10 protein-coding genes are annotated in these 19,027 nt (G+C 43.5%); 3 read left to right on the top strand and 7 right to left on the bottom strand.

The window, feature by feature from the left end; all coding sequences use genetic code 11:
- Positions 1-6 precede the first annotated feature (6 nt).
- The 4 genes from KO473_RS08965 to KO473_RS08950 all read right to left on the bottom strand — a co-directional run bounded on the left by KO473_RS08965 (position 7) and on the right by KO473_RS08950 (position 7,160).
- Positions 7-1,797 carry a DUF4493 domain-containing protein gene (locus KO473_RS08965; protein ID WP_122130329.1) on the bottom strand — a complete coding sequence of 597 codons (1,791 nt, stop codon included), beginning with the start codon at positions 1,795-1,797 and terminating at the stop codon, positions 7-9.
- A 12-nt stretch (positions 1,798-1,809) separates the two neighbouring features.
- Positions 1,810-3,138: a DUF4493 domain-containing protein gene (locus tag KO473_RS08960; protein WP_005821556.1), complete on the bottom strand. Its 1,329-nt coding sequence runs from the start codon at positions 3,136-3,138 to the stop codon at positions 1,810-1,812.
- Between the two features lie 20 nt (positions 3,139-3,158).
- Positions 3,159-3,968 (bottom strand): DUF4493 domain-containing protein, encoded by an 810-nt coding sequence (locus KO473_RS08955; protein ID WP_032537555.1) that lies wholly within the window; start codon positions 3,966-3,968, stop codon positions 3,159-3,161.
- Between the two features lie 222 nt (positions 3,969-4,190).
- Positions 4,191-7,160, bottom strand: coding sequence for a PEP/pyruvate-binding domain-containing protein (locus KO473_RS08950; RefSeq protein ID WP_005781094.1), 2,970 nt, complete (start codon positions 7,158-7,160; stop codon positions 4,191-4,193).
- Between the two features lie 246 nt (positions 7,161-7,406).
- Here KO473_RS08950 and KO473_RS08945 point away from each other — a divergent pair, with 246 nt between their 5' ends.
- The 3 genes from KO473_RS08945 to KO473_RS08935 all read left to right on the top strand — a co-directional run bounded on the left by KO473_RS08945 (position 7,407) and on the right by KO473_RS08935 (position 12,286).
- Entirely contained in the window at positions 7,407-9,494 is a 2,088-nt protein-coding gene (locus KO473_RS08945) for a prolyl oligopeptidase family protein (protein WP_122130330.1), read from the top strand.
- A 147-nt stretch (positions 9,495-9,641) separates the two neighbouring features.
- Positions 9,642-10,979 carry an NADP-specific glutamate dehydrogenase gene (gene gdhA, locus KO473_RS08940; RefSeq protein ID WP_122130331.1) on the top strand — a complete coding sequence of 446 codons (1,338 nt, stop codon included), beginning with the start codon at positions 9,642-9,644 and terminating at the stop codon, positions 10,977-10,979.
- Between the two features lie 143 nt (positions 10,980-11,122).
- Positions 11,123-12,286 carry a Xaa-Pro peptidase family protein gene (locus KO473_RS08935; protein ID WP_005781100.1) on the top strand — a complete coding sequence of 388 codons (1,164 nt, stop codon included), beginning with the start codon at positions 11,123-11,125 and terminating at the stop codon, positions 12,284-12,286.
- Positions 12,287-12,369: 83 nt separating this feature from the next.
- Here the strand turns inward: KO473_RS08935 and KO473_RS08930 are convergent, their stop codons facing one another.
- The 3 genes from KO473_RS08930 to KO473_RS08920 form a co-directional block, all read right to left on the bottom strand.
- A complete protein-coding gene (locus KO473_RS08930; RefSeq protein WP_122130332.1) occupies positions 12,370-15,135 on the bottom strand; it encodes a caspase family protein in 2,766 nt (921 codons plus the stop codon).
- Between the two features lie 3 nt (positions 15,136-15,138).
- A complete protein-coding gene (locus KO473_RS08925) occupies positions 15,139-17,241 on the bottom strand; it encodes a WD40 repeat domain-containing protein (protein WP_032535457.1) in 2,103 nt (700 codons plus the stop codon).
- 264 nt (positions 17,242-17,505) lie between these two features.
- Positions 17,506-18,951, bottom strand: coding sequence for a CCA tRNA nucleotidyltransferase (locus KO473_RS08920; RefSeq protein WP_022010978.1), 1,446 nt, complete (start codon positions 18,949-18,951; stop codon positions 17,506-17,508).
- Positions 18,952-19,027 lie beyond the last annotated feature (76 nt).

Raw genomic sequence — 19,027 nt, 5'->3', positions numbered from 1 at the left:
TATGGATTAGTTGGCGGTAACAGGTGTACCGTACACCAATTCAAAATCATCAATCAACATGACACTGCTTTCGCTGCCGGTAAAGAAGTCTCCATATTTACTTGCAGAAGCAACAACGATAATATATTTGGGTTTACGGGTCAAATCACGATATTTCAAATCAATCGTAAACTGCTTCCATACTACATTTCCGCTTTCATCGAAAGAACCTTTGGACTCTTCATCGGTAATGGAACCGTAGGCTATGACATCTTTATTGGCTTCGGAAAGATCGACCGTATAACGCGTAGGACTACCTTCTTTGTTATTGTTGACTTCATAAGCTGTCTTCACTCCATTATCATCAACCAAACCTTCATTGTCAGTCAAGGCAATATAGATAGCACATTTATCACCACCCGAGTTTTTCAATTCCTCCACATTATGATCTCCACGATCTATACTGGTTCCACGAGTGTATTTGTACCATCCCTTCAGCTGCGTAGGACGTGACGTAAACTCACGGCCGAAACGTATACGTGCTCCCATCGGGCTTGTATACGTTTCCATATAACGCCCGATATAGATGTTACCGGCAGCAAATTTTCCGATACCAAACATTCCCACAAATTGCGAAGACAATTTGGCCGATTTACCACCTACGGTATGTACATCGTTACTTTCTCCGATACTTGGATTTTTACTCATGGTAGCTGCTCCCACATTACCGGTATCCCAATACGAATTCTTTGCAGAAGCCTCAGCCGCAGTTCCCGGGAACCAAATTTTTCCATTCTGATTCCATTCATCAAAACTTCCATTTTCCAGTTGTTTCTGAAGTTCGGTGGTCGCAGTCGTTATTTTTCCGTTTACTCCATTTATTGCAAAACAGAAATCATACTCCGTACCGGGAATCAGACCGGTTATGGTTGCAACAAGCTTTCCATCGGCCTGTTCAACATTGGACACCGTATTCCAATCTTCCGTTCCGGAAATGCGATATTTACACTCTTTGGTAACAACACCGTCAGGAAGAGGAAGAGTTACGTCTGCAAAATCAGACCAGACATTTACACTCGGATTACTTTCTTTAGGAATGGAAATATTCACATTATACTCTTTGGTAGAAGGATCTAAAGTAACAGATACACCACCAATAGCACCATTGGCCTTCATAGTATAGTTAATACGATAGTGCTGACGTTCTTTTACATCTGTAATCGGTTCGGATTCAAAAACAAAAGAACGTCCATCCGTATTTGTCAATGCCAACGAAATATTCAGATTATCCACCGCAAAATATCCGGAACGTGTTTCATCCTTACCAAAAACCAGTTTACCGGAAGAATTACCCACAGAACAGCTCAGTTTCGAAAAATACTTCTTCACATCAGCACTGTAATTGACTGTCACTTTCACATTAGCCAAACGACACTCTATATTCACATTCTGATTTACTTTCGGAACAACCGTTACTTCACTTTGCCCCCAGTAATAAGGCTCGTCAAATCCGGCTGTCCCTACATCAACCCCTTTTGAGAAAGCATTAATGGTATAGGAACCTAATGGCAATTCAAGAGGAGTAGATGTCCAGTTATGCCAATCATCAGTCTCCTTTACAACGGTCCCGGCTCTGTCAACTACCTGCAAGGCAATCGGCAACTCTTCTGCCCTTGTCGCCGGAACCAAAATCGTACTTGTATTCTTCTCCACAGAAAACTGGAGATAGCCAGTCTTGCCGTTAGAAGTCTCTTCTTGTTGGCATGATGCCATCACAAGAGTAAAGACAGAGACGAACAAATATATATATCTTTTCATTGGAAATTCAAATTAGTTTTTCACCACTTTTACTGTCAATTTCTTGGCTAACTCCTTACCATTATTATCAATCAGTTTAATAGTAAAATAATGTTGCTGAAGGCCAAACGGTGACAACATAGGCATAAAGCCGGATACATCAAAGATGAACTCTTTTTTATCTTTAATCGGATCATTCGGGTCAATCAGGCCTATACCGGATCCGTCTTCTAAACTACCTCCAAGTTTATCCTCCAAATCACCGGGATTAGCTAAGTCGAACGTTTCGCCCAACCCCATTTGAGAAATTAAACCTATAAACTCGTTGGAATCTGAAGTTATCGTCACAAGTAAATTCTGAATTCCAGCCGGAGCTTTCATGGTAACCTGAACTGTTGGAGGATTATTGGTATCCACTTCTACCACTTCATCCGCCCCGATAATCTCCGGTCCGTCTACTGTCGGCTGATCGGGATCTGTTGGTTGATCCGGTTCTTCCGGTTTCGATTCTTCAATCAGTTCAGTCGGTACTTTCACTGTAATGCCAGTTTCATCCATGGTCAAGTCAATATCCAACTGTATCCCCAACTTCGGATCAGAAGGAGTTACGTCGGGATTGTTCGGATCTTCACCTTCTTCTACCGGTTTCACCGTGACATTAAAAGAATCACCGCCTTGCAAACCCTCTGCATCGGGCTTCGTCACTGTATAAACAGTCTCAATGTCTCTACCACTGTCCTTCTCCGTTACTTTCGCTACAATTTTGATCGAAGTAGAGCCGTCAGGAATGCTGAGATAAATCGAACTTAAATCTTCCTTCTTTACATAAATGACTCCGCCGATTCCGTTTGAAACGGTGAACACATAATCATCGGCAAACATATTGAGAAACTCTTCTGATATATTCAAACTAACCTTCACAGTTGCCGATTTACAAAGAACTTCCGCCTTAGACTCCATTCCTTGCTTCACTTCGATAAAAGAGCTTCCTTCAAAATAGGGAGTACGCGAAGCATCTTGCAAAACACCGCTTTTAGCCACAATCTTATAGTTTCCTACCGGAACGACCAACGGCAAAGCTTCTTTCAACTTTGCATAGCTGGCAAACGAACGAACCACAGCCTCAGTGGCATTATCAACAATCTCCACCTTATAAGTATTCACATCCAGTTCATCAGTAAGTGACGTACTTTCAGCTTTTGTAGAAGGCGTAGCCTGCGTCTTGTTCACCAGATCCAATGTCAGAAGTCCTTCGTCATTCTTCAAATTATATTTGCCTTCCAGCTCATTTTTCATCTCGCAGGAACTCAAACAAAGTGCTATCAATGCCAGCACCGCATATATGTTTTTTATCGCATTCATATATACCAATCTTTTTATATTTACTTACTTGCATTACCCGGCCAATACTCTTCCGGAATCTCGATATTCACATCCTTATCTTCTGTACCGGTATCCACAGTTACGTCCAACGACGCTGTACCCGTAGAAATAGTAATCACTTCCGGATCGACTGTAATAGTAAGGTGTGTTTTTGGCGCTACTTTTTTCTCAGCAACCAAAGCTTCCATCACCACCGCATTACCTTCTTTATCTTTGAAACCTCCTACCGTAATAGATACATTCTCACCATCGGCATTTGCTTTCAGATAAGCATCCTTGCCGGAATCTTTTTTCATATTTACTTCAAAAGGAGCAGTCAGGTGTGAAGTAGATAGGGATACGGTACAATCCGAATAATATTTCAGAAAATCTTCGGTATAGACAACCGATACTTTGACATTAGCTGGTTTGCAGTACAAAATAACATTCTTTTGTTCGCCTTCACTGACCGTGAACTCCTGACTACCCTCCACATATAGCTTGTCGAAGCCTGCATCTACATTATCACCGTAGAAGGCTTTCACCGTATATTTTTTGCCGGCAGTCAGATCGATAGACAAAGGCATATCCTTGTACAGGCCATCGTATAAAGAGGTACCATCACCCTCGTTGACCGTAACTTGATAGTTATCGACTTTTTTGTATTCCGCTTCGCTGACGGAACGGGTTTTCTCTGCAAAAGAAGGATTGGTTGAAAGCCCAAGACTTAAAGAACCTACACCGTATGAAACAGCATCACTGCCGGAATCACACGAGGCAATACATGAAATTAGCATCGCCATACTAACCATAAAAGAGAGTCTTTTCATAATGATAACTACTAATTATTACTCATAAGTTGTAAAAACCGAACGCAAAGTTATAGTTTTCCTTTATTATAATAAATGCACAACATGCGATTCCTTACAAAATCTGAAAAAAGAGCCACAAAAAGTTGTTTAATCATAAAAACAGACCACAAAAAGGTGATAAAACAAGAAAGTCCTGCATTTCTTATGAAAAACAGGACTTTTTTATACAACGTTATTCAATTATTTATCGGGCATAAGGACTACTCCAAGTTTCTTTTTGCCATCCATTTTCACAACAATCGGCCTCTCAAAGCGTACATGACGGAGATATTCGGTTTCAAATACGGCGGGTTGCGCATTCAGGAATTCCTGATTGTATACTCCATCATTCATAAACGCGTTAATCGTGAAATATCCCACACCAAAAGAAGTCAGGTTCTGGAAGAAATGTGTTCCCTGGCTGGGATCTACCCGATAGTTAGTAAGTCCGGCCTCCACAATGACACGCGCGGCAGAAATATGCGGCCACTTCACCGGGATACCCAACCAAGTATCACTGCTTCCCCATCGTCCGGGGCCGACAAGCACATAGTTCTTGCCTTCATTCAGGAACTGCTGATTAAGTTTCTCTATTTCCCAAGCTATATTCTGATTGTTCGATGCACTGTAATGATCGGTTTTGACATATACGATATCATGTATCTCGTTCATAATGCCATGCCCCAAAGAGTTGTTGGAACGAAGCAACACGTCTTCGTCAGGAATAGTCGTAAGATCCTCGTCCAACATATCTTTACTGTCCACAATAGGACGCACCTGAAGCAGATAGAATGTACCGGTCTTATCACGGTCGTGATTGAGCGTCACGGCAAATTCGATCTCTACCGGACGGCGCATCTCCTGCTGACCATAACGAAGCACCCAACGCAGAATGCGTGCCAACGGAAATACATCGTGCTGCAGGATGTTGGCAAACGTGATCACTTTGCGCCCTCCGGGATACAAACCGTCCCGAATCACCTGATCGTAAGGATCGTAAGTAGAGGCAATATAACGCAACGAACCGTCTTTTTCGGCTTCCTTCACATGTAACTTCAAAAGATTGAAACCATCGTCAATCGAGAAGTTATCACCGGCATTCTTCAGGTCGAGGGCATAAAAACGAGTCTGCGTCTCTTTCAAGGCAATATCCAATTCACTGGTCTGTAGCACTTTCGAAGGATGGGCAGGCGAGAAACGCAAAGTCATGCCCCCATCTACGATATACTTGCCCAAACCGAGAGCCAGGTTTACCGTACCTTCTTCAGCTTTCTCGTCGCCAATGGGATAGTAATTGAGAGATCGGGCTACACCGGACATCGAAGGATAATAACGGTCTCCGTACTGATTGCCGACCACTTGTTGCAGAATAACGGCCATCTTTTCCTGATCGATCACATTCGAAGTGGCCTGCATATATGCCTTACTGTCGCGGAAATAAACAGACGCATATACGCCTTTAATGGCATCGGACAGCATACGGAGCATCTCATATTTATCATCCAGATAAGGAATCATATAGGTATTATAGATTCCTGCAAAAGGCTGATAGTGGGAGTCCTCAAGCAAGGAAGAAGAACGAATGGCGATAGGAGACTTCACCACATCAAAGAAAGTAAAGAAGTCTTCAACCAGACGGTCGGGCAACTTCGCTTTCAGGAAGTATTTCAGAATCGTATCGTCATCAGCATCGGAAAGGGCAATCTGATACAGATTATTGCTATCCATAAACTCGTCGAATACATCGGTACAAAGCACCACTGTTTTCGGGATAGCCACACGGGCATTCTCAAATTCTTCAAATTCCGGATGACGCTTCACCATATTGTCAATAAACGCCAGTCCACGCCCCTTTCCTCCCAACGAACCGTCTCCGATACGGGCAAAGTTTGAATAACGGTCGAAGCGGTCGCGTTTGAATACAGCTACCACTCCCTGATTTTTCATTTTTCGGTATTTAACAATAGCCTCAAAGATGATTTTACGATGCGCATCCACATCTTGCAGACTATGCCAGGTGATGGGACGAAGGAATTCCGCAACCGGAAACATAGCACGTGAATACAGCCAACGTGAAACATGATTGCGACTGATGTGATAAAGGAACGATTCGGCAGGAACGGCAAAAAGAATATTCTGCAACTCTTTCAGGTTCCGAACCCGGGCTATCTCGACACCCGTCTCAGGATTACGGAACACGAAGTCGCCAAAACCGAAATTATCGGAAACAATCCGGCGAAGATCGACATCCATTTTCTTGGAATTCTTATCAATGAACGTAGCTCCATACTTAGCCGCATAGGCAGCGTTCTCTGTCTCGGACGACTGGATGATCAAGGGTACGAACGGATCTTTCTTCCTGACTTCCGCACAAAGCTTGATTCCTGCCATGCCGTCCTTCTCTCCTTTCTCCACACGGGGAAAGCGGACATCGGTGATGACTCCCAGTATATTATTGGTATACTTATCGTATATATCCATTGCCTCCTCATAAGTACGGGCCAATACTATTTTGGGACGCCCGCGCATACGGAGTGTACGTTGATGGGCATTCAAAGCCTCGGTAGAGAACTCCTGACTCTGCTTCAACACAAATTTATAAAGATTGGGAAGCACGGATGAATAGAAACGGATACTGTCTTCTACCAGCAGAATCAACTGCACGCCCACCTCTTTCACGTCATGCTCCAGATTCATCTTGTCTTCGATCAGCTTGATGATGGACACCAGCAAATCAGTATTTCCCAACCAACAAAACACGTAATCGAATGCACTCAGGTCCTCGTTCGCTATCCGTTTGGTAATGCCGTGACTGAACGGTGTCAGGATAACGATCGGTATCTGTTCGTACTTCTCTTTGATATGACGTCCGATATCAAAACTATCGTTGTCTCCCGTACCCGGCATGCAAATCACCAAATCGAACGATACACTCCCAAGCTGTCTCAACGCCTCTTCCTCGGTAGAAACTTGCGAAAAACGAGGGGGATAACGGAGAGAAAGCGAGGTATATTCATTGAAAATCTTTTCATCGATACGTCCGTCATCCTCCAGCATAAAAGCATCGTAAGGATTGGCTATCAATAAAACATTAAAGATTCGCCTTGTCATCAGATTGGCAAACTGAGTATCTTTAAAATAGAGCTGGTTTAATTTAAATTTGCTGAGCATGGGTTTCCCGTAGTTTTAAAATTCAACAGACAAAAGTCGCTGTTTTTATTGGGAAAAGCAAGAAAAAGCAATTCACTTTATTGTCAACGTCCAATATAGGCACAGATTATCTTCCCATTTACGATTTGAAAACAAACCGAAACATCAAAGTCGAGAAATCCGAAAACAGAAAATGACCGAACTATTTGTTTTGTAATAAACACTCTGTATATTTGTGAATTTACTAACCGTAACCAATTGAAAAACATGAAAGCAATATCCTTATTAATTATAATAGGTATAGCAGCCACATCATGCATACGCCCCCGAAAACCGGTTTACCCTGCAACAAAAAAGGTAGACAGCATAGACATATATTTCGACACAAAAATTCCCGATCCGTATCGTTGGTTAGAGAATGACACTTCCGACGCAACCGCCGCATGGATAGAAGCACAAAACAAAGTCACTGCCAAGTACCTGGAAGCCATCCCTTTCCATCGGAAATTATTAAAACGAATAACCACCCTGTCTGACTATGAAAGAATTGGATTACCGGTCAAGAAAGGAAATAAGTACTATTTCACTAAAAACAATGGGTTACAAAATCAAAACGTGATGTATATACAAGACTCTTTGAGCAATAATCCACGCATTTTTTTAAACCCTAACCGATGGTCTGACGACGGTACTGTATCACTCAGTAGAATATCATTCTCCAAGAACGGTAAATATGCTGCCTGTGGCATCTCACGCAATGGTTCCGATTGGCAAGATCTATATATCATGGACACCACAACCGGGAAATTTCTGGACGATCACATTCAATGGGTAAAGTTTCAGGAAGTGGCTTGGGATGAAAAAGGCTTTTATTATAGCGCTTATGACGCTCCACCAAAAGATAAAGAGTTGTCAAGCGTAAACAAGAACTCCATGATTTATTATCATAAACTAAAGACACCACAAGCAAAAGACAAACCGATCTATCAAAACCCATATTATCCGGAGTGCAATCATTCCGGACACACAAGTGATGACGGACGTTTTCTTTTCATAAACAACGGCCTTTTAATGAAAGATCTCACCCAAACAGACGCACCTCTGGTACAACTGGCCAATGCGGGCTATCGATATAGCCCAATAGGCATCATTGATAATAAAATTTATATTTTTACCAACTACAAAGCTCCGAAAAGACGTATCATGGTGGCTGATATCAACAGTCCCACGTTGAAAAACTGGAAAGAACTGATTCCAGAATCCGATGCCGTATTATCCAAAGCAGAAATAATTGGTGGAAAATTGTTTCTCACCTATAATAAAGATGCTTCAGACCGGGCCTATGTCTACAATTTAAATGGGAAACAACTACAAGAGATCAAGCTTCCTTCACTGGGTACCGTCTTCTTTTGCGGAGAAAAAGAGGATAAAAAATGTTTTTTCCTCTTCACTTCTTTCACCACCCCGAACACAATTTACCAATATGACATTGATAAAAAAGAGTATACACTATATTATGCTCCGAAAATAAAGTTTAATGCAAACGACTTTGTGACGGAACAAATATTCTTCACCAGTAAAGACAGTGTGCAAATCCCAATGTTTCTGACTTATAAGAAAGGATTAAAGAAAGATGGAAACAATCCTGTACTTCTTTATGGTTATGGTGGCTTTGGCCTCACCCTCACTCCTTCCTTCGCCATCGAACGTATCCCGTTCCTCGAGAACGGAGGTATCTATATACAGGTCAATTTACGAGGCGGTAACGAATATGGTGATTCATGGCACAAGGCGGGAGTCAAAATGCAAAAACAGAATGTTTTCGACGACTTTATCAGTGCCGCCGAATATCTCATTAAAGAAAAATACACTAATCCGAACAAAATAGCCATTACCGGTGCATCGAACGGAGGATTACTCGTGGGTGCCTGTATGACACAACGGCCTGAGCTATTCCGCGTAGCCGTATCTCAGGTGGGTGTGATGGATATGCTCCGTTATCATAAATTCACCATAGGCGCATCATGGAGCACAGACTATGGCACAAGTAGCGACAGTAAAGAAATGTTTGATTACTTATTGAGCTATTCTCCGCTGCACAATCTGAAGTCGGGCACAAGATATCCTGCAACATTAATCACCACAGCCGATCACGACGATCGTGTTGTCCCTGCACACTCGTTCAAGTTTGCCGCAACTTTACAAGCAGAAAATGATGGGACCAATCCTACTCTCATACGTATCGATCACAAGGCCGGACACGGCTTCAACAAAGCCACAACAAAGTTATTAAAAGAGCAAGCAGACGTTTATGCATTTATCATGTATAATCTGGGAATGAAAATGAAAAACTGACATCTATTTCCCAATGCTCTTTCTATCATTTTATCATTATTTAATCAAAATATTCCATACAATCAAATAACATTAGAAAAGTTTTCCTATATTTGCGATACAATAAAGTGACATTTTATCAGAATCAACCTATTAAAACATACTATTATGAACATCGAAAAAATCATGTCCTCTTTAGAGGCTAAACATCCCGGCGAATCAGAATATCTTCAAGCTGTAAAAGAAGTGCTTCTCTCTATCGAAGATATATACAATCAGCACCCTGAGTTTGAAAAAGCCAAAATCATCGAAAGACTGGTAGAGCCGGACCGTATCTTTACGTTCCGCGTGACATGGGTAGATGATAAAGGTGAAGTACAAACCAACCTGGGATATCGTGTTCAGTTCAACAACGCTATCGGCCCGTATAAAGGCGGTATCCGTTTCCACGCTTCTGTCAACCTGTCTATCCTGAAATTCCTCGGATTTGAACAGACCTTTAAGAATGCCTTGACTACTCTGCCGATGGGTGGTGGTAAGGGCGGCTCCGACTTCTCTCCACGTGGCAAGAGTGATGCTGAAATCATGCGTTTCTGCCAGGCATTTATGCTTGAGTTGTGGCGCCATCTGGGCCCGGATATGGACGTACCGGCCGGTGACATCGGTGTAGGAGGACGTGAAGTAGGCTACATGTTCGGTATGTATAAGAAACTAACCCGTGAATTTACAGGAACCTTCACCGGAAAAGGACTTGAGTTTGGCGGTTCACTGATCCGTCCGGAAGCTACCGGATTCGGAGGTTTGTACTTCGTCAACCAAATGTTGCAGACCAAAGGTATCGATATAAAAGGTAAGACTGTAGCTATCTCCGGATTCGGAAATGTTGCCTGGGGAGCTGCTACCAAAGCTACCGAGTTGGGAGCAAAGGTTGTTACAATCTCCGGCCCGGATGGTTACATCTATGATCCGAACGGCATCAGTGGGGAAAAGATCGATTATATGCTTGAACTCCGTGCTTCGGGCAACGATATTGTGGCTCCGTATGCAGACGAATTCCCTGGATCTACTTTCGTAGCCGATAAACGTCCTTGGGAAGTGAAAGCCGACATAGCCCTTCCTTGTGCCACTCAAAACGAATTAAACGGCGAAGATGCCAAAAATCTTATTAATAACAATGTTCTTTGTGTCGGAGAGATCTCCAACATGGGTTGTACACCCGAAGCCATTGATCTTTTCATCGAACACAAAACGATGTATGCACCGGGTAAAGCAGTCAATGCAGGTGGTGTAGCAACGTCCGGGCTGGAGATGTCACAAAATGCCATGCACTTGAGCTGGAGTGCAGCAGAAGTAGACGAGAAACTCCATACCATCATGCATGGTATCCATGCACAGTGTGTGAAGTATGGTACAGAACCTGACGGATATATCAATTATGTGAAAGGTGCCAACATTGCAGGCTTCATGAAAGTGGCTCATGCCATGATGGGACAAGGAATCATCTAAAAAGCTTTGTTTAGTTGTATTTGTGAATTGCGTTACTCATTTCCTGAGACAGGATGTGGGTAACGCTACTTTTTTCTGAAAAGGTTTCATTTTCAACTAAAATAGCCTAACTTTGCATTTCGAAACCAAATAATTGTTACGAAATGTTACAACCCGAATTAAAGATGCGCCGCGATAAAATTCGCGTGCTGATGGCTCAACAAAACATTGATGCCGCTCTCATCACTTGTAATGTAAACTTGCTCTATACGTATGGCCGTGTTGTCAGCGGATACCTCTACTTACCTCTCCACTCACCGGCCTTGTTATTCATCAAACGCCCCAACAATATTACCGGCGAACACGTCTTCCCTATCCGAAAACCGGAACAGATTCTTGATCTGATTAAAGAAAGCGGATTGCCTGCCCCTCAGAAACTGATGCTGGAAGGCGACGAACTGTCATATACAGAGTACAATCGCCTTGCCGCTGTTTTCCCAGAGTCGGAAATTGTAAACGGAACTCCGTTAATCCGCGAAGCGCGTAGCATCAAGACTCCTGTAGAAGTGGAATTATTCCGCCGTTCGGGTGTAGCTCACGCCAAAGCTTACGAACAGATTCCTTCTGTTTACCGTCCGGGAATGACCGATCTGGAATTTTCAATCGAAATAGAAAGGTTGATGCGTCTGCAAGGTAACCTGGGAATCTTTCGTGTGTTCGGTCAGAGCATGGAAATCTTTATGGGCAGTGTACTGACCGGAGACAATGCCGCTTTCCCTTCTCCATACGATTTCGCCTTAGGAGGTGAAGGACTGGATCCGGCTCTCCCGGGAGGGCTCAACAGAAGCCTGCTAAAAGAAGGTCAAAGTGTGATGGTAGACCTCGGAGGAAACTTTAACGGATATATGGGCGATATGAGCCGCGTATTCTCCATTGGTAAGTTGAGTGATGAAGCGTATACAGCCCATCAGGTCTGCCTCGACATACAGGACGCCGTATCATCTATGGCCCAGCCCGGAGTTGTATGCGAGGATTTATATAATACAGCCATCGATATAGTGACCAAAGCCGGTTTTGCCGACAAGTTCATGGGTATCGGCCAGCAAGCAAAATTCATAGGTCATGGTATCGGTCTGGAAATTAATGAAGCTCCGGTGCTTGCCCCCCGTATGAAACAAGAACTGGAACCGGGAATGGTCTTCGCTCTCGAACCTAAGATTGTAATTCCGGGTGTAGGTCCCGTAGGTATCGAAAACTCGTGGACAGTAACACAAGAGGGAGTAGAGAAACTTACTATCTGTAACGAAGAGATTATTGAGTTGCAATAAAAACAAATCCCAATAGATACCAAAAAGACGACTGTTGTGCTTTCCACACCACAGCCGTCTTTTTCATATCACTATTAACTTTACTAAGGAATTTCTGTTACCGGAATCTCCAACTTAATGTTTTCCCATCCCACCCATGTAGGAGAAACCATACATTGCGGCTCCTGAATTTTATCGATCAAGGCAGTAGCACGTTTCACTGCAACACTGGTTCTTTCGAACAGCTCTTTCATGGAAAGGTTACCTTTAGCGTCACGGATCGTCTTTATCAGGAAATACGTATAATATCCCTGCTTCTTTTCATGGTAAACACTTGAAGTCTGATCGCCACTGCTGGACGAAAAACTCAATGTGTTTCCTTGCGGCAATCCCACTTTCGGAACAACACGCACGCCCTTCTGTGCCAATAGCGGAGCAGCACTCTTATAACCACCGCTAAAGCAAGCATCGAGGAATACATAAGCCCCCTTCACCGGATAAGTAGCCAATTTTTTATACAGTCCGGACAATGAAATACCCAGACGGATATTCTTACCTGTAATATCCACCGGAAGTAAATAAGGCTCCTTAGTAGCCTCGTCGTTATTTCCATGTCCTGAATAGTAGAATATCAATTCCGCCTGCGGATCCGTACTTGCCATATTCACCAGCCAGTCGAGTTGCTCGTGCATCATACCGGCTGTGGCATTCGGCACCACCTTGATCTGCCCGTCGGGTACCCCAAAGGTACGTACGCAATATTCACGGAACAGCACAGCATCGTTCACGGCATAAGGCACATTAATTTCAGCATTGGCACCGGTCATACTATAATCCTCATTACCGATAATCAAAGCATAACGGTGGCGGTTCACAGCTCCCACAGGGACATCCTCCATCAACTCACTCTTGAAACTCAGCGAAAAGTCTTTCACATTCACCTTCCGTGCAGCCACATTTCCACTCAGATTGATAGAAGCGGCAGAAGACAGGTAATCTCCCACTTTCACTTTATAAGCCTCGTTCAGGAAAGTTGAACGGGTAGACTCCGTTACCGCCAACATTACGGCCACGGAATCTTCATCAAAACGCTTGTTCACCAGGAAGCCGTAATCGAGCACAGCCACATCCCCCGGAGCAATGCTATCAATTGTCATTTCCGGAGAATCGGTAGTAAATATGTTCTTCGGCAATGTGAAATTCACCTTCACCTTACGCGCAGTCTGTGTTCCAAAGTTTTGCAAGGCAACCGTCAGCTTTCCGTTTTTACCCAAAGTAATAGATGTACCCTCAGACGCAAAGAACTGATGGTCGGCAATGCGCAAACGAGGCATTGCATATTCCTGAGTATTCACAATCAGCTCCGAAGGATCGGCATCAAATCCATTCGCTTCGAATGCATAAATGTTGATCTTAGCCAGGCTCGTGGGCAACTCTTTCTTTGCAAGATAACGGAATGTATACTGTTTGGACTTCCCGGCCGGAATATTGCCTCCGTCCAACTCACGCGGACCGTCGAAATACTGATCATATCCCTGCTGCTCAGCCAAACGGATACGTATATTATACGCATCTCCTTTACCTTGGTTCTCAATGGTAAACTGCAAAGCGAAACTCTCTCCGGCATCAATTACCTTATTATTATTGGCATCCGTAAACTGATCCATCTTGATTACCAACATGGCCGGTTCCACAGGTACCGGAACAGACTCCTGTTCCTGAGCTATATTTTCAGTCTTCTTCAACGCCTCTTTGTAAGCAGCCAGCCGGGACGGAAAAGCGGTATAAGAAGCCCCGTCCTGAACTATCTTAGAAAGCACTTCATATTCCGGTTTCATATCCATATACTGATATACGCCTGCCAGTCCCTGCATATACAATTTGGAAGAAGGATCTTTCTGCAATATCTTCAGGAAAAGATCTTTAGCGTCCATCAGATAGCCCGATGCGCGCTGACGTACCAATGCATATTCAGTATCATTGGCAATGGTAGCCCCATTGTTTACGATCTCCGTAGCACAATTGAAGTTGGCGCGTGCCACACCGGTCATCAATTCAAAACTCTCGGGATGAAGTGCATACAAGCGTTTGTAGATATCCAGTGCCTCCACATTCTTTCCCTGCCGTTCCAGAATGCGCGCCTTGATAGGCAATACCTTATCATTATTCGGATCCACAGCCAGAATGCGGTCAATCGCACCAATCAACTTTTCCATATTATTGGTGGCGATATGTACATTCACCAGATTATACAAGAAATCGAGTGACACCGGATATTTGGCAATAGCCTGTTCCAGCACGCGTTCCTGATCCGCATATTTCTTCTGCTTCTGATAAATCATGTTCATATAAACATAACAGTCCTTCTGCTGAGCTTCCGTACCGGTATTAAGATACTCCTGAAAATACCTCAGCGCCTGTTCGTTCTTCTCCAGATTAAAGGCCGATACCGCTGCATAGTAAACCACCGAAGCATAACGGTTATCTTTCGGCAACAATTCACTGCGGAACAACTGCATCTGCGGCATATCGATATATGCAGCGGCAAAATCCAATGCTTTAGCCGGCTGTTTCTGTTCCGAATAATATACCGCTCCGTTCAGCAGATAAGGATACAATGCCTTTAGCCTACTCTTTGCTCCCCCTATATACTGACCGTTATTCGGTGCCTCCACAACCTTCATGAAATTCGCGTAACTGTCCAGCAGATAGTCATACATAGCCGTTACATTCGTTCCTTTATCGCGCTCGCTTTCAAAAAGCACATACTGTTGGTTGGCACGCTTAGAAGCGGAGGACGCATCCTGCGCCCCCACTTTACCGGCCATAACAACAGTGAGAATGATTGTCAGTAAAAAAAATCTTTTCATCGTTTATTGTTGAAATGCATCCATAATTACAAACTCTACATTGATCTTGCGGAATTCTCCACCACGTTCTTTAGCTACTTCCACATGATATTCGTAGTCGTTCTTCGTATTACCTAATGTTGTCACATTCTTTTCGATATAACTCTTCACACCGGCAGCACGCATCAGTGCCAGCTGTTCGTTCTGTGTGATTCCGGCAGCCTTGGTCACCGTGATATTGTCGAGATTGCCATCTTTGTAATATGGCTCGTCCACGAACTCTCCGTACCGTCCGTCATAAGCCAGGCGTCCACGAATCGGAGCCGCATCGGCCGAACCGGTAATAATCACTTTCACCTGCTTACCCTCTGATAAATATTTGGAGAAATCGCCTTCAAAAGCATTCTTGATAATCTTCATCAAAGACATGGCGGCATTTGAGCGTTCAATGTTATAACCACCGGACGGGAAGTCTTCCTTAGCAGAAAACTCTTTATTGATCACCTCATACTGATAACCCACTTTATAATTGAGAATTTTTTTGCCGTTAGCATCCACACCCGGAATAACCTCTGTCTTCACATTGATCTGTGTGTTATCGGTAATCAGTTTATCCTGCTTTTTCTCTTCGATCACCTGTTCCTTTATTTCGGCCAATTGTGCTTCCTCACGGGTAGCCTGCTGCATGATTTCCAGAGGGACAAAGTTTTCATCCGCTTCCAAAGCAGTCAACTTTGTCCGTCCGATATTGTCATAGATATAAACCTTGTTGGTCGTTTCGTTGGTAACCTCCACATAGGCCAGCTCAAATTCATCTTTATCATTCAGCACATATACGGCATTCGAGAATTTCATTTTACCTTCCTCAAAGTCCCCTGCCTCGTTAGCCGGAACTTCCAATCCGATAGACGGCAACCCCTTAAAACCGATATTCAACATATTATTAGCAGCATCATATCCATCCACAAAAGGATTATCCATTGAGATACGGTCACCCGCCAATGCCGTAGCAACTTCCTGAGCAAACAACTGCTGCTGTTTAACACGGGTTTCGTCGTTCACACGGATAGCATAATCCTCCATCGATTCTCCCTGCATCATCTTCACCCATTCATTCATCTTGGCGTCTACTTCCTTACCCATAATCTTTCCATAGAATGGGTTCAGCCCGTTCGCATCCCAGAAGACCATTTGCTTCGTACGATTGGTTAGCATGAATACCTCGCTATTCTGATTGTTCTTAAAGAAGCGTCCACCGGTAACACCGCCTATAGGATCTACAATCTCCTGCTCTATGACACCATTCTTCAAGTTGATGATCTCGATATTCTTCCCATCTTTTACCACACTGATGTATTTTCCTTCGGGATGGAATGACGGAGAACTAAGCATTCCCCCCAACTTATCGAAGATGTCCACCTTATCCCAGTTTTTCGTATCAATAATGGTCAGGTGATTATCCTCCGTGGTTACTGCCAGCAACGAAGCATCCGGAGAGAAAGTCAGTTCTTTGACAACTGCCGACATAGGAATCGCTTTTCTCAACTCCTTTGTCTGGAAGTTCCAGATATTAATCGTCTGTCCTGTCCCTGCTGCAATAAAATAATTGTTCGAACTCATAGCCAGTGCAGTAGCCGGAGCATCTCCCTGGATATAAGCCAATGGCATATATTCTTTCGTATCATAAATAACGATTTCCCCTAACGAGTTACCTACAACGAAACTACGGGCATCGGTAGCATAACACATGGATACCGGCAGCGGTTTGGCTTTCAATTTTTTACGTTTCTCTTTCAATTCGAAAAGCTTCTTATTCCTGTCACGAAAAGAGTAAATGCTTACCGGATTCTTCGCTCTCAACACGGCGATAGAACTTCCCGTCGGATTAAATACGATACGCTCAATTTTGCGTAAATCATTAATCGCGATATCGCGCATGGTATACAACGATCCGTCAGACAAATAAGCAGTACAAAAAGTCGTGTTATCAAACGCATTAATCTTTTTCTGAGAATCAAACCCCCTTTTTTCTACAACTTGTGCCATTGCTTGTCCGCAGAACATCGCGGTGACAAAACAAAAAGCAATCCCTCTGTAAGTGTAAAATCCACATTTCATCCTATTCATACCTTAAAATGATTTAGTTTATGTTTAATAGTGTTTTGCAAAATAAGCATTAATTCTGCAATCTATCACAAACAGAAACTCCTTTTTTTTCATTTCCCGTAAAGTTTAGTTGTTAATACATAGAAATGAAAAAAGAATAGACAGAAAGACTGTAGAAAAAGAGCAGGTTTGTAACGGTTTTCCGTTACAAACCTGCTCTATAGCATATATTCCCTTTCCTTACGTGATTAGTCGGAAATCGAAAAAGACAAAAACTTATTGCATTTATTTATCCACGTTTCGTACGGGATTCAATCCCATTTTCTTAGCTTTTTGAAGCATAAATGAATAAGCAGCCTCGTATTCATTGGGAATCACTCCGTCCAAAATAGCATCTTTTATAGCACTTTTTAACGACCCCACTTCCTTGCAGGGTCCCAGATTAAACACCTCCATAATCTCTTCCCCACTCACAGGCGGCTGAAAGTTACGGACACGGTCTTTCTCTTCCAAATCTTTCAACTTCCGGCGAACCAGCTGGAAATTATTTAGAAAGCGCTGTTTACGTTCCGTATTCTTTGAAGTAATATCCGCCTCACAAAGTGTCATCAGGTCGTCTATGTCATCTCCGGCTTCAAAAAGCAGACGACGCACGGCCGAATCCGTCACCACATCATCCGCTATCACGATGGGGCGCATATGCAGACTTACCATCTTTTGCACATATTTCATTTTCTCGTTCATCGGCAACTTCATCCTCCTAAAGATATTCGGAATCATCTTTTCGCCTATGAAATTATGATTATGAAAAGTCCACCCCGCCTTCGGTTCCCAGCGTTTAGTCACCGGTTTGGCGATATCATGTAACAAGGCAGCCCAACGTAACCAAAGATTATCTGTCACCTTGCTGATATTGTCGAGCACTTCCAGCGTATGATAAAAATTATCCTTATGGGCACGCCCGTTCCGGGTCTCCACCCCTTGTAAAGCCACTAATTCCGGAAAAATCAACGCCAACAACCCACTCCTGTCCAAATCGATAAAACCTTTGGAAGGGATAGGTGAAAGCATTATTTTATTCAGCTCGTCCGCAATGCGCTCACGTGAAATAATCTCAATCCGTTCCCGGTTACGGCAAAGAGACTCAAATGTATCGTCATCTATGTAAAAATTCAGTTGGGTAGCAAAACGGATACAGCGCATCATGCGCAAGGGGTCGTCACTGAACGTTATGTCCGGATCGAGAGGAGTACGAATGACCTTTTCCTTCAAATCATTCATGCCTCCAAACGGATCGACCAGTTCCCCAAACCGCTCCTTATTCAGGCAGACAGCCAGAGCATTGATCGTAAAATCCCGGCGGTTCTGATCGTCTTCCAACGTTCCATCCTCCACAATCGGCTTGCGTGAATCCCGCTGATACGATTCCTTCCGTGCTCCTACAAATTCCACCTCCGTTCCGTGATATTTCACTTGTGCCGTGCCGAAATTCTTAAAAACAGAAACATGCGCACCCCGTCCCAGACGTTTACCCAACGCCTCGGCCATAGCAATGCCACTCCCCACCACAACAACATCTATATCTTTAGAGGGACGCTGCAGAAAAATGTCGCGGACATATCCGCCCACCACATAACATTCCAATCCCAACATATCGGCTGTCTCCGAAATCTGTCCGAAAATGGGTTCACTGAAATGCTGCTTCAATTCCTCCTGAGTCAACTCTATCATCTTCATTTTTCTTTTTTACAGTGATTGAAGGTGGTAGTCTGTTACTAACACCTTACAGTTAATTAGGCCGCAAAGG

This window comes from Bacteroides sp. HF-4919 (assembly GCF_018860125.1).
Note: the sequence above shows the minus strand (reverse complement) of the source record. Positions and strands in the feature narration are given on the sequence as shown.